Below are 12,428 nucleotides of genomic sequence, written 5' to 3'. Positions count from 1 at the left end.
GTCCTCGGCCGACCCGGCCGGGGGCGGGCCTCGCGCGGCTTGACCGGCGACGCCGCGGGGGATACGATCCCCCCGTCGGCGTCGCTTCGACGTTCGACATCGTCTCCGGGGCCGCGGGCCCCACGCCCGGCGTCGCTTCGATGGGCCTAATCGACGCACCCTTCCTCATGGCCGACGAACGCATCCGGCGGCAGATCGCCTTCCTGGCCGCCCAGATGATGTACCAGCGGCTGGAGTCCGAGTACTTCACCGCCAAGCGCAAGGCCGCCAGGCAACTGGGGGTCGAGTACCGCTACAAGCCCGGCGACCTCCCCTCCAACGCCGAGATCCGCGACCAGATCCAGGCCATGGCCCGCATGCACGAGGGGCCGAAACGGCTGGATACCCTGCGCGAGATGCGGCTGGAGGCCCTCCGCCTGATGCGCAAGCTCGCGAGGTTCCGCCCCAGGCTGATCGGCAGCGTCTGGACGGGGCACGTCCGCAAGGGCTCCGACATCGACCTGCACGTCTTCAGCGACTCGCTGTCGCTGGTCACGGACGCCCTCGACGAGCACGGCCTGGGATACGACGTGGAACAGAAGCGGATCGTCAAGTTCGGCGAGGAGCGCGTCTTCACCCACGTCCACCTGGAAGACCGGTACCCCTTCGAGCTGACCATCTACCCCGAGGACAAGGCCCATTACGCCTTCAAGAGCAGCATCACCGGCAAGGCCATCGAACGCGCTTCGATCGCCGAGCTGGAGGCGTTCCTGAAGGCCGAGGCCCCCGAGGTCGACCTCGACTCCGAGGTCGAGCGGGTCGAGGACCACGTCGACCGCTTCGAGCTGTACCGGCTGCTGCTCCGGCCGCTGGAGGGGGTGAAGCAGAGCCCGAAGCACCACCCGGAGGGGGACGCGCTCTACCACAGCCTCCAGGTCTTCGAGCTGGCCCGCGAGGAGCGCGGGTACGACGAGGAATTCCTGCTGGCGGCGCTGCTGCACGACGTCGGCAAGGCGATCGACCCGGCCGACCACGTCGCCGCGGGGCTCCAGGCGCTCGAGGGGACGATCACCCCCCGGACGGAGACGCTGATCGCGCTGCACATGGACGCCCTGGCCTACCGCCAGGGGACGCTGGGCGCCCGCGCGCGGCTGCGGCTGACGCAATCCGAGGAGTTCGACGACCTGATGCTCCTGCGCGAGCTGGACTCGCGGGGCCGCGTCCCCGGCGCGGAGGTGTGCGAGCTGGACGAGGCCCTGGAGTACATCCGGGAGCTGGCCCAGGAAGACGAGGGATGAGCCTCAATCCCCCGCCGGGGGCGATCCCGGCGGGGATTCGGCGTCGGAGTCGGCGTCGACGGAGGAGCGGAGGTGGGCGATCTCGGCCCTGAGCCGCCGGAGGGCCCGGCCGCAGTGGGGGCACGCGGCGACGTGGGCGCGGACCTCCGGCGCGGCGTCTTCCCCGGCCGCCAGCGCGAGCAGGACGCTCGCGTCAGGGCAGTCGCTCGTCCGGCTCATGCTTCAGGTCCTCGTCGTAGCGCCGGCAGACTTCCTTGACGTACCGGAGGACCCGCCACGAATTGACGTAGACCGAGTTGCAGGAGATCCCCAGCGCCTCGGCCACCTCGGCCCCGGGCTTGCGCTGGATCACCGTCATCTCGAAGGAGTCCCAGACGCGCGGCTTGGACCGCGCGCGGGCCTTCTCGAAGGCGAACTGGAGGATGCGCGCGTGGTGGGACTTCTCGAACTCGCGTCGCTGCTTCTCCTCGTCGTCGGCGGCCTGGGCGAGCACGCGCGCGACCCAGCCGTCGACCGCCTGGCGCCGGGTCAGGGAGCGGCGGGCGTGGTCGATCAGCGTGTTCCGGCCGACGGTGAACAGCCAGGTGCGGAACCGCGTCTTCTCGCGGTCGTAGGTGTGGATCCGCCTGCAGAGCTTCAGGAAGACGTCCTGGACGAGGTCCTGGACGTCGCCGTCGGAGAGGCCTTGCTTGCGGAAGTAGCCGACGAGCATGGGCCGGTAGATCGAGTGGAACTCCGCCCAGCGGTCCGGGCTGCGTTTCTGGACGCCATCGATGAGCGTGTGTCGAGTCGGCGTTTCGGTCCTCGGCATGATCTGAGTCCGGCAGAGGTCGGGAGATGAAGCGACGTCTTCGTCCGCCATGGCGTTCCTCGCGGTTGCGACAATACCACGGATCGCTGGTTGATACGAATGAAATCCTCTCGATCCCGGCCCGACTTTCGTCCGAACGATACGGGCCCCGGCGTTCGTCCTTACACGACGCGCCGGATTCGGCCCCGTTTCGTGTAGAATGACGGGCCTGGGCCGGAAGGCCCGCGTGGGAAGGCCGGACGAAGGGGGTGCCATGGCGATCGATTCGCTGATCCAGCGCAAGGTGATGGGGCGGTTCGCGACCGGCGTGACGGTGGTCACGACCGGCGGCCCGATGGGGATGCACGGTCTGACGGCCAACGCCGTGACCTCGCTCTCGCTGGATCCCCCGCTGATCCTCGTCGCCATCGGCAAGCGGGCGCAGACGCGCGAGTTCATCATGGCCAACCGCTGCTTCGCGGTGAACATCCTGCGGCTGGACCAGGAGGAGGTCTCGCGGCGATTCGCCGTCCCCGGGCCGAAGGACTTCCTCGGCCTCGACCTGTCCACCGACGTCACTGACGCCCCGGTCATCGCCGGCTGCCTGGCCTACGTCGACTGCCGGCTGCACGACGTCCTCCCCGGCGGCGACCACGAGATCTTCCTCGGCGAGGTCGTCGGCGGCGCGGTGCACGACGGGGCCGACCCCCTGCTCTACTTCGCCGGCGAATACCGCCGCCTGGCGGACTGACGTGGGCGACGGGGCGACGACCACGGAGGCCGGGCCGGAATCCGCCGGCGTGGGCGCGGGCCTGACCCGCGCGCACTGGTGGATCCTGCTGGCCGCGGCGCTGGGATGGATGTTCGACGCCATGGACCAGCGCCTGTTCATCCTGGCGCGCTCGCCCGCGATCCGCGACCTGGCCGCCGGCGCCGACCCCTCGGCGCTACCGGCGCTGGCGGGCTGGGCGACGGCCCTGTTCATCGCCGGATGGGCGACCGGCGGCCTGGTCTTCGGGCTGATCGGCGACCGTTACGGCCGCGTCCGCACGATGGCGCTGACGATCCTGATGTACTCGGTCTTCACCGGCCTGTCCGGCCTGGCGAGGTCGTGGCCGGAGTTCGCCGCCTATCGGTTCCTCTGCGGCATGGGGATCGGCGGCGAGTACGCCGCGGGGGTCGCCCTGGTGGCCGAGGCCATGCCGGCCCGCTTCCGGCCGATCGCGCTGGGGATGGTGCAGGCGGCGTCGTCGATCGGCGCCATGCTCGGCTCGGCGCTGAGCCTGCTGGTGGGGCCGCAGTCGCGCGTCGGCGGCTGGGAGGGGTGGCGGATCCTCTTCTTCTTCGGCGTGATCCCGAGCGTCCTGCTGGTCCTGCTCCGCTTCCGCGTCCCCGAGCCCGACCGCTGGCTGCGCGCCCGCGACGAGGCCCGGCGCGACCCGAAACCGGGCCGCGAGCTGGGCGACGTCCGCGCGATCTTCGCCGACCCGGTCCTGCGCCGACGCAGCCTGATCGGCATGACGCTGGGGATGGTCGGCCAGATCGGCCTCTGGAGCATCGGCCTGTACACGCCGGAACTCGTCCGCGACGTCGTCTTCCGGGAGCATCGCCGCGAGCTGGCCGTCGAGGCCGACAGCCTGGACGACCTGGCCCGCGCCTGGGCGACGGAGACCGGGGGCGACGCCGACTCGAAGCTTTCCGAGTGGAAGGCCGAGGCCGACCGCCACGTCGGCCGGGGGACGCTCTTGCAGGACGTCGGCTCGCTCCTGGGCGCGCCGTTCTGCACCTGGATCGCGATCCGCTTCGGCCGCCGGAAGGCGTTCGCCACGGCCTACGCGATGTCGATGGCCTCGGTCTGGCTGGTCTTCGGCGGCATGTCGCGCGGGGTCGACGCCCTCTGGATGCTCCCCCTGCTGGGCTTCTGCACCTGCGGCATCTTCGGCGTGATCGTGGTCTACCTGCCCGAGCTGTACCCCACCCGCCTGCGCACGACCGGAATGGGCTTCTGCTACAACATGGCCCGCTACCTGACCGCCGCCGCGCCGGTCTTGCTCGGCCGGCTGGCGGCCGGCGCCGGCGGCTACTCGCGCGCGGCGATCATCATGTCGTTCATCTACGTCCTCGGCCTGGCCGTCGTCCCCTTCGCCCACGAGACCCGCGGCGAACCGCTGCCGGATTGACCGGCGGGATCGGCGTTCAGGGCTTGCGCGTCAGGCGCGAGTCCTGGCGCACGGTCCAGGTCTCGGCCGGGCCGCCCTCGGGGGTGAAGGTGAGCGACGCCTCGTATCCCTCGGGAGTGATCGCGATGGTCGGCTCGGGGAGTCCGTCGGGGGGCTCGGGGAGGCCGAGGGGGGCGAGGCGGGCGGACCAGCGGCCGTTGTTCCGCTTGTAGGCGTTCTGGGCGTGGTAGACTTGCATCAGCCGCCTTCGCGCGGGCTCGGCGGGATCGGGGCGGAAGGCGACGGGCTCGCCGCCGGGGGCCGTCGCGGAGAACTGGACGTAGCCCCAGGCCTCCGGCCGATGCATGTCGATGACCCCCTGGGGCGACCAGACCCAGTTGTCCTCGGGCGTCTTCGGGACCTTCGCGTACTTGCCCTCGACGATCTCGTGGCGCCACTGCACGCGCGAGAAGTTCACGCGCCACCGGTCGCCGTCGGCCGGCGGCGCGGGGCGACCGGCGTGCTCGGCCAGGACCTTCCAGGGGATGGCCAGCTCCACCGTCCAGCCCTCGTCGACATCCGAGGGATCGTTCAGCGTCCCTTGCGCGGCGACGGCCGACTTCAGGCCGGGGATCTCCCAGGAGTTGTCGGCCGGGCCGCCGTCGCGGTAGGGCTTCGGGAGGAAGAGGTCCCACACGGTGCCGAGGGCGTTGATCTCGATTTCATAATAGTTGTGGTTGTCGCCGTCGGGGTCGATGAAGACCTCGAAGTCGTTGTCGTGGAAGATGACCGAGTCGTGTTCCGTGAGCGTCCCCCAGACGTGGGGCTCTTCCAGCCTCGCGGCGATGTAGAAATGCTCGTCGTCCCAGAGCATCCTGGCCCGGGCCTCGAACCGCGGGCGCGGCTTGCGGTCCCCCTCGATGTCGACGAATAGGTCGGTCCACGGGGCGGCCTCCCACGCGTCGTCGTCGAGCTTGCCGTCGACCTCGATGGGCTTCGGCGTCCTGTACGCGACGTAGCCTTTCGGGTGCCGCGGGTCTGCGGCGGCCTTGGCGGGGCCCTTCGTCTCGCCTTCCCCGCCGGGCCCCGCCCCGGCGGCCGGGTCGCGGGGCTTGAGGATCTCGCCGAGGACGTCGGGCCTGGTCTCGTCGCGGACGAGGGCCAGGTTCTTGATGCCGTCGCGGTAGTCCAGGGAGAGCGTGTCGAGCCGGTCGCCGTCGACGAGCGTCAGGTCGACCTTGCCGCGCTCGACGCTGGCGGCGAGGGCCTCGCGGAGGGCGTCGGGGCTGAAGAGGCGGTCGTTGATCGCCAGGACCTTGCGGCCCCGGGCGAGGCCGGCCCGCTCGGCGATCGAGCCGACGACGACGTCGGCGACGGTCCCGTCGTGGTGGAAGGCGAGGCCCAGCGAGTGCCGCGCCGTCGCGCCCGCGGGGCCGCGACGCCCGCGGTGGGTCGCCTCCGGGCCCGCGCCGTACTCCAGCCGGTAGCCGAGCTTCTCGACGAACCCGAGCGGCAGCTCCTCCAGCGGCTTCGTCACGCGATCTTGCAGGAACGTCTTCCAGTCGTGCTCCACGACGCCGTTCAGGGCCGCGACGACGTCTTCGAAGGTGTAGGGGTCGAACTTCTCGGGCTTCGTCGGCCCGCCGAGGAACGCCTTGCAGAAGTCGTCGATCGACCTCGCGCCGGCCGTCTTCTCGCGGATGGTCGCGTCGACCTCCATCCACAGGAGGCAGCCTTCCATGTAGTAGTCCTGCCCGCGCCTGAGGTCGTTCCAGTTGGGGCTCGGGGCGCGGAGGAACGAGGTGGCTGCGGCGGTGTCGTCCAGGGGCCGCCAGCGCCGGCCGTGCTGGGACATCAGGCCGTCGATCGTGTGGGTCAGCGTCTTCTTGTAGTCGTCCGGGCTCACCAGGCCGGAGCGGACCATGACGACCTCGCCGAGATATTCGGCCAGACCCTCGTAGACCCAGAGCAGGCGCGTGGCCATCGGGTCGTGGAAGTTGCGCGTGGCCATGCCGGCCGGCAGGCGGTACTTGCCGCACCACGAATGGATATATTCATGCGGGATCAGGTTGGCGACCCATCCCACGCGCCGGGAGTCGTCGATCAGGTCGCGTTCGCGGACGCCGTTGATGCTGGACGACAGGTGCTCCAGGCCGAGATAGCCCAGCTCGTCGCTCAGCGTGACGAGGAACTGGTACTCGTCGTAGTGGGCCGAGCCGAAGAGGGCGCACGCCTCGCGGACGACGCGGGAATACTTCTCGATGGTCCTGGGCGGGAGGTCCATCGCCTCGGGGGACTCGGCCGCGACGTGGAACGACGCGGGGGGATGCGGGCCGACGTCGAGCTTCGTCGTCCTGAGGTGGACGCCGCCGATGAGGGGGGAATCGATCACCTCGACGAGCGACGCGGGCCGGAACCGGACCAGGCCGTCGGCCTCCGATTCGGTCTTCAGCGCCGTGGCGTGCTTCCACCCCTCGGGGAGCCGGGCGGAGAGGGCGACGACCGTCTCCGCGGCGGACGGGCCCTCGGGGTACATGAGGCAGGTCGACCAGTTGACGACGCCGACCTTCGCGCTGCCGTAGGTGAGATGCCCGGCGGCCTCGATCGCGGGGACGTTGGCGATGGTGTCCAGCTTCACGCGGAGCGTCGAGACCCCGTCTGGCGCCTTGCAGACGATGCGATACAGCTCCAGGTCGTCGCGGCGCCAGGGGACGGGGGAGCCGTCCGGGGCGTGGACGCGCAGGCCGGCGACGGGCTCGTTGGCGCCGCAGGGCTCGTGCGTGCCGGGGATCCACTTGGGGTGCCACAGGGCCAGCTCCTCGCCGGGGCGGCACGGCACGTCGATCGTGGCGCGGACGATCTTCCGGGGCAGGTCGCGCAGGTCGACCTCCGCGGTCATCGTCGGCTCGCCGGCGGCCGAGGGAACGGCGAAGCTCAGCGCGACGGCCAGGGCGACGGCGGCGCGTCGGATCGGCGGGGTCTTCGGGGGCATGGGCGGTTCCTCGGGTGGCGTGGCCGCTCGTGAGCGGGGCGCGACGTCGTCCCATGGTAATCGGGCCGGATTCCTCGTCCCATCGGTTCTGGTTTTCGGAGACCGCTCGGGTGATAATCACGCTCGCGAATGATCCCGTATCGACCGGACCCAAGGGAAGCAACATGAACGTTCGGATCGCCCTGTCGGCCGCGCTGGCCGTCTCGATTTGCGCCGCGCCGGCGCTGGTGGCGGAGGAGCCCGCCGCGGCCGGGAAGGTCTTGCGGGCGGGGATGATCGGCCTGGACACCTCGCACGCGGTCGCCTTCACGAAGCTGCTGAACGACCCGAACGCCCCGCCCGAGCTGTCCGGCGTGCGCGTCGTCGCCGCCTTCCCCGGCGGCAGCCCGGACGTCCCGTCCAGCCGCGACCGCGTCCCCGAGTACACGAAGACGCTGAAGGAGGAGTACGGCGTCGAGATCTGCGACTCGATCGAGGCGATGCTGGAGAAGGTGGACGTCGTGTTCCTGGAGAGCGTCGACGGCCGCCCGCACCTCGAGCAGGCGAGGCCGGTCTTCGAGGCGCGCAAGCCGATGTTCATCGACAAGCCGGTCGCCGGCAGCCTGGCCGACGCGGTGGAGATCTACGACCTGGCGAAGCGGAGCGGCACGCCGGTCTTCTCCAGCTCGGCGCTGCGGTTCGCGCCCGGCATCGCGGCGATGCGCGCCGGGAAGCTCGGCGACGTGGCCGGCTGCGACGCCTACAGCCCGTGCGACCTGGAGGAGCACGTGCCGGACTTCTTCTGGTACGGCGTCCACGGCGTGGAGACCCTCTTCACCATCATGGGGACCGGCTGCGAGAGCGTGTCGCGGGCGTCGACGCCCGGGAGCGACGTGGCGGTGGGCGTGTGGGAAGGGGGGCGCATCGGCACCTTCCGCGGCATCCGCGACGGGGCGCCGCACGACTTCGGCGCCACGGTCTTCGGGTCCAAGGGGATCGGCCAGAGCGGCGGCTACACCGGCTACCAGCCGCTGGTCGCGGAGATCGTCAAGTTCTTCAAGACCGGCGAGCCCCCCTTCCCCGCCGAGGAGACGCTGGAGATCTTCGCCTTCATGGAGGCCGCCGACGAGAGCAAGCGCCAGGACGGCCGCCCCGTGACTATCGAGAGCGTCATGGCCCGCGCCCGCGCCGAGGTCGCCTCGCGCGCCAAGTAACGCGACGAGGCCGCGGATGCCCCGGCTCGAGACCTCTTCCCCCCTCGCGGGGGAAGACAGACCGCGAAGCGGTCAGATGAGGGGGAGGACGAGCACGAGGCACGTTGGAGTTCGAAGCCGCGTCCGACCAGCCCATGCGAACGCCGGCGGCCGTCTCGCTCGTCTTCCCCCCCGTCCGGCCCTCCGGGCCACCTTCCCCCGCCAGGGGGGAAGGGGTTCATGGCCATGCTTGCCGGCCGCGCCCCCCTCATCCGGCCTTCGGCCACCTTCTCCCACGAGGGGAGAAGGACGATTGCCGTCGGCCCAACTTCGAAGCGACTCTCCCCCGCCCTGGAGGGTCGCGCCGCACTCCTTCCCCGCCCGCCCAGGAGCCTCCCCCGCCGATGACGGTCCTCCCCGAGCCCCCGACGCGCGTCCGTTACGGCGTGCTGGCTTTCCTGGCGGCGATGACGTTCATCCTCTACCTGGACCGCGTCTGCATGGGGCAGGCCGCGCCGGCGATCCAGCGCGAGCTGGGGATCTCGGATTCCTGGATGGGCGTGGTCTTCTCGGCGTTCAGCCTCTCCTACGTCCTGTTCGAGATCCCGACGGGGCGCTGGGGCGATCGGTACGGCTCGCGCGGGGTGCTGACGCGGATCGTGATCTGGTGGTCGCTCTTCACGGCCTTGACGGGCTTCGCCTGGGGGCTCTGGAGCCTGATCGCGATCCGATTCCTGTTCGGCGCCGGCGAGGCGGGCGCGCTGCCGAATTCGGCGCGGGTGCTGCGCGTCTGGTTCTCCGACGCCAATCGGGGCCGGGCGCAGGCGTTCGTCGCGACCTCGATGCTGCTGGGGGGGACGTTTTCCCCGCTGGTCAGCCAGCGCCTGATGGACGCCGTCGGCTGGCGGTGGACGTTCGGGATCTTCGGCCTGGTCGGCGTCGCGTGGGCGCTCGCGTTCTCGTACTGGTTCCGCGACGATCCGGCCACCCACCCCGCCGTCAACGAGCCCGAGCGCCGGCTGATCGGCGAGGGCCGCCGGGGCGAGGACGTCACGCCGACGCACGAGAGCATCCCCTGGCGACACGTCCTGCGCTCGCCGGACGTCTGGCTGTTGGGCCTGGCGATGGTGACGATGGCGGCGACGTACAACCTGCTGATCTCGTGGTATCCGAAGTACCTCCAGGAGGCGCGCGGGGTCTCGGCGACCGACTCCGGGATGTACTCCAGCTTCGTGCTGGGGACGGGGGCCGTCGGCTGCCTGCTGGGCGGGTGGCTGACCGACCGGCTCACGCGCGGCTTCGCCGGCCGGCGCTGGGGGCGGACGCTCCAGGCCGTGCTGGGCGCGGGGCTGGCCGCCGCGGCGCTGGGGGCGAGCCTGCGCGTCGATTCCCCCGTCCTCTCGACGGCCCTGGTGGCGGCGGCGTGCTTCGGCGTGCAGATTCAGATGCCGTCGTGGTGGGCCTCGGCGACGCTGGTGAGCGGCCGGCACGTCGGGGCATTGTTCGGGTTCATGAACATGATCGGCAACGTCGGCGGCATTGCCTCCCCCGCGTTCTTCGGCTGGTTCCTCGACGTCATGAAGGCCGCCGGCCGCTCGGGCCGCGACCAGTGGGAGCCCGGCTTCTGGATCTACGTCGGCCTGTCCCTGGTCGGCGTGGCGCTCTGGGCGTTCGTCGACCCGAGGCGCGTCGTGGGGAGGGACGACCGAGGGGCGGACCTCCCTCCGTCCCCTCTCCCCCCGGGAGAGGGCGGCCGCGTCAGCGGCGGGTGAGGGTCGCCGGATTCCGGAACCACCGCCGCTCGCCGGGCGGCCATCATGACGGCCTTCCCCCCTGGTGGGGGAAGGTGGCCCGGAGGGCCGGATGAGGGGGGGACGAGCGGCACGACCGCCGGAATTCGAAGGGGCCTTCCGAGCGCCGTCGCCCTGGACCGGAGTATTCGAATCCCGAAGCCCCGCGGGCGGGCTCCCCCTCATCTGACCGCTTCGCGGTCTGTCTTCCCCCACCAGGGGCGAAGACCGTCGTCGTCCCGAGCCCACGGGGCCGCGATGGCCCTCGTGGCATCAATCACCCCTCGCCCCCCAGGCTTTGCAGCTCAACCATGTCGCGGTAGACGCCGGCGGCGGCCATGAGTTCCTCGTGGGCGCCGGCCTCGACGACGGCGCCGTCCTCCAGGACGAGGATGCGGTCGGCGCTCTTGATGGTGCTGAGGCGGTGGGCGATGACGAACGAGGTGCGGCCTTCCAGCAGGCGGCCGAGGCTCTGCTGGATCAGCCGCTCGCTCTCGCTGTCGAGGTTGCTGGTCGCCTCGTCCAGGATGAAGATCCTGGGGTCGGCCAGGATCGCGCGGGCGATCGCCAGGCGCTGGCGCTGGCCGCCGCTGAGGCGCACGCCGCGCTCGCCGATGACGGTCTCGTAGCCCTCGGGCATGCGCTCGATGAACTCGGCGGCGTTGGCGGCCTCGGCGGCCTCGACGATCCGCGCCCGCGAGGCCGAGCGGTCGCCGTAGGCGATGTTCTCGGCGATGGTGCCGTCGAACAGGAACACGTCCTGCTCGACCACGCCCAGGAGCCGGCGGTAGCTCTCGACGTCGTACTCCGGCAGCGGGACGCCGTCGAGCCGGACCACGCCCAGGGTCGGGTCGTAGAACCGGGCGACGAGGTTGCAGAGCGTCGTCTTGCCGGACCCGCTGCGCCCCACCAGCGCGATCGTCTCGCCGGGCGCGACGTCCAGGTTCACGTCCCGCAGGACGAGGCGGTCGGTCCCTGGGTAGGCGAAGGAGACCCCCTCCAGCGCGACCCGCCCCTCGACCTCGCGGCGGTCGATCCGGCGCGTCCCCTGGCGGTCGGCCATCTCGCGGGGCTCGGCCAGGAGGTCGAGCACCCGGTCGAAGCCCGAGAGGTTGTTCTGGAGCTGGGTGACGCTCGTCGCCAGGACGGCCATCGGCTCCAGCAGCATGGTGAGGTAGACCAGGAACATCATCATGTCGCCCAGCGACAGCCGGCCGGCCAGCACCTGCGAGCCGCCGTAGTAGAGGAGCACCGCGGAGGCCAGCGGGACCATCAGCTCCCACACCAGCTCCACCACCCGCGAGATCCACCAGGCGAACAGCTCCAGGCGGGCCATCAGGTGGTTCGCGGTCGTGAACCGGGCCGATTCCGACCTCTGCCGGCCGAACGCCCGGACGATCCGCATGCCGCCGAAGACCTCGGTGGCCTCGGAGTCGATCTGCTGGCGCCGCTTGCGCACCTGGCGGTAGATCGGCCGGATCCGGCGGTTCCAGAACCGGTCGGAGGCGTAGAGGCCCGGCAGCAGCAGGACCACCCCGGCCAGCAGCCGCCAGTCGACCCAGGCGAGGATCAGCAGGCCGCCGACGAACTGGACGATCGCCCGCCAGGGGTTGTAGATCATGCTGAAGATCAGGTCGCCGACGCCCCCCGCGTCCTCGCGGAGCAGGCTCGACGCGCCGCCGGACTTCAGCGCGTAGACCCGGTGCAGGGGCAGCCGCATGGCGTGGTCGTAGACCTTGCGCCGGACGTCGATCTGGACCCGCTTGGTGGCGCGCGTGGCGATCCAGCGGCTCCACAGGCCGATGGCCGTGGCGACCACCGTCACGCCGGCGACGATCGCCACCAGGAGCCGCAGGCGCATCCGGGGGTCGTCCGGGATCGCCACGGGCGACCACGCGGCGAGCGACTCGGGGATGGGCTGGCCCATCAGGACGTAGTCGATGGCGGCCTTGGTCGCGGCCGGGGGGATGAGCTTCAGGACCGTCGCCAGCGACAGCGTCAGCAGCGCGAACGCCAGCTCGGCGCGGCGGCCGCGCAGCAGGCGGTACAGCTCGCGGTACAGCTCGGGCAGCGACCGGCTCCGCAACGCAGGGTGGTTGCGGTTGCGGTCGTCGAGCGGGGCATCCTCGGGCCGTTGCTTGACGGCCTCGCGCTGGGAGCGGAGGAAGGCCCGGAATCCGTGTCGGCTGCCGGCGGGATGGCGTCGGTTGGGCTGGGGGGGCATCCTGGTCCTTGACGGTTCGCCGTG

The 12,428-nt window shown here is 71.2% G+C and carries 9 protein-coding genes; 5 read left to right on the top strand and 4 right to left on the bottom strand.

Going from position 1 to position 12,428, the window contains the following annotated elements; translation table 11 throughout:
* Positions 1-167 precede the first annotated feature (167 nt).
* The gene (locus WG209_RS01855; RefSeq protein WP_337173288.1) at positions 168-1,277 is read left to right on the top strand and encodes an HD domain-containing protein; all 1,110 of its coding nucleotides are present in this window, start codon (positions 168-170) and stop codon (positions 1,275-1,277) included.
* A 3-nt stretch (positions 1,278-1,280) separates the two neighbouring features.
* Here WG209_RS01855 and WG209_RS01850 read toward each other — a convergent pair whose 3' ends face one another.
* Together WG209_RS01850 and WG209_RS01845 are read right to left on the bottom strand one after the other, a co-directional pair.
* The gene (locus WG209_RS01850) at positions 1,281-1,496 is read right to left on the bottom strand and encodes a hypothetical protein (protein ID WP_337173287.1); all 216 of its coding nucleotides are present in this window, start codon (positions 1,494-1,496) and stop codon (positions 1,281-1,283) included.
* Positions 1,471-2,088 carry a sigma-70 family RNA polymerase sigma factor gene (locus tag WG209_RS01845; RefSeq protein ID WP_337173286.1) on the bottom strand — a complete coding sequence of 206 codons (618 nt, stop codon included), beginning with the start codon at positions 2,086-2,088 and terminating at the stop codon, positions 1,471-1,473. Before WG209_RS01845 ends, WG209_RS01850 begins: the two co-directional genes overlap by 26 nt.
* Positions 2,089-2,341: 253 nt before the next feature.
* Between WG209_RS01845 and WG209_RS01840 the strand changes: the two genes are divergently transcribed.
* Positions 2,342-2,818 carry a flavin reductase family protein gene (locus WG209_RS01840; RefSeq protein WP_337173285.1) on the top strand — a complete coding sequence of 159 codons (477 nt, stop codon included), beginning with the start codon at positions 2,342-2,344 and terminating at the stop codon, positions 2,816-2,818.
* Position 2,819: 1 nt separating this feature from the next.
* Entirely contained in the window at positions 2,820-4,247 is a 1,428-nt protein-coding gene (locus WG209_RS01835; RefSeq protein ID WP_337173284.1) for an MFS transporter, read from the top strand.
* A gap of 16 nt (positions 4,248-4,263) precedes the next feature.
* On the opposite strand, the gene WG209_RS01830 is transcribed toward WG209_RS01835, so the two are convergent.
* A complete protein-coding gene (locus tag WG209_RS01830; RefSeq protein ID WP_337173283.1) occupies positions 4,264-7,218 on the bottom strand; it encodes a sugar-binding protein in 2,955 nt (984 codons plus the stop codon).
* 164 nt (positions 7,219-7,382) lie between these two features.
* Between WG209_RS01830 and WG209_RS01825 the strand changes: the two genes are divergently transcribed.
* Together WG209_RS01825 and WG209_RS01820 are read left to right on the top strand one after the other, a co-directional pair.
* On the top strand, positions 7,383-8,411 hold the full coding sequence (locus WG209_RS01825) for a Gfo/Idh/MocA family oxidoreductase (protein ID WP_337173282.1): 1,029 nt from the start codon (positions 7,383-7,385) through the stop codon (positions 8,409-8,411).
* 383 nt (positions 8,412-8,794) lie between these two features.
* Positions 8,795-10,162, top strand: coding sequence for an MFS transporter (locus tag WG209_RS01820; RefSeq protein ID WP_337173281.1), 1,368 nt, complete (start codon positions 8,795-8,797; stop codon positions 10,160-10,162).
* Between the two features lie 295 nt (positions 10,163-10,457).
* Here WG209_RS01820 and WG209_RS01815 read toward each other — a convergent pair whose 3' ends face one another.
* Positions 10,458-12,404 (bottom strand): ABC transporter ATP-binding protein, encoded by a 1,947-nt coding sequence (locus WG209_RS01815; RefSeq protein ID WP_337173280.1) that lies wholly within the window; start codon positions 12,402-12,404, stop codon positions 10,458-10,460.
* Between the last annotated feature and the right edge of the window lie 24 nt (positions 12,405-12,428).

This window comes from Paludisphaera sp., assembly GCF_037189885.1.
Lineage (GTDB): Bacteria > Planctomycetota > Planctomycetia > Isosphaerales > Isosphaeraceae > Paludisphaera.
Note: the sequence above shows the minus strand (reverse complement) of the source record. Positions and strands in the feature narration are given on the sequence as shown.

Excerpts from the sequence above, each read along its gene's own strand:
- WG209_RS01855 (WP_337173288.1), top strand. The coding sequence starts at position 168 with ATGGCCGACGAACGCATCCGGCGGCAGATCGCCTTCCTGGCCGCCCAG.
- WG209_RS01850 (WP_337173287.1), bottom strand. The coding sequence starts at position 1,496 with ATGAGCCGGACGAGCGACTGCCCTGACGCGAGCGTCCTGCTCGCGCTG.
- WG209_RS01845 (WP_337173286.1), bottom strand. The coding sequence starts at position 2,088 with ATGCCGAGGACCGAAACGCCGACTCGACACACGCTCATCGATGGCGTC.
- WG209_RS01840 (WP_337173285.1), top strand. The coding sequence starts at position 2,342 with ATGGCGATCGATTCGCTGATCCAGCGCAAGGTGATGGGGCGGTTCGCG.
- WG209_RS01830 (WP_337173283.1), bottom strand. The coding sequence starts at position 7,218 with ATGCCCCCGAAGACCCCGCCGATCCGACGCGCCGCCGTCGCCCTGGCC.
- WG209_RS01825 (WP_337173282.1), top strand. The coding sequence starts at position 7,383 with ATGAACGTTCGGATCGCCCTGTCGGCCGCGCTGGCCGTCTCGATTTGC.
- WG209_RS01820 (WP_337173281.1), top strand. The coding sequence starts at position 8,795 with ATGACGGTCCTCCCCGAGCCCCCGACGCGCGTCCGTTACGGCGTGCTG.
- WG209_RS01815 (WP_337173280.1), bottom strand. The coding sequence starts at position 12,404 with ATGCCCCCCCAGCCCAACCGACGCCATCCCGCCGGCAGCCGACACGGA.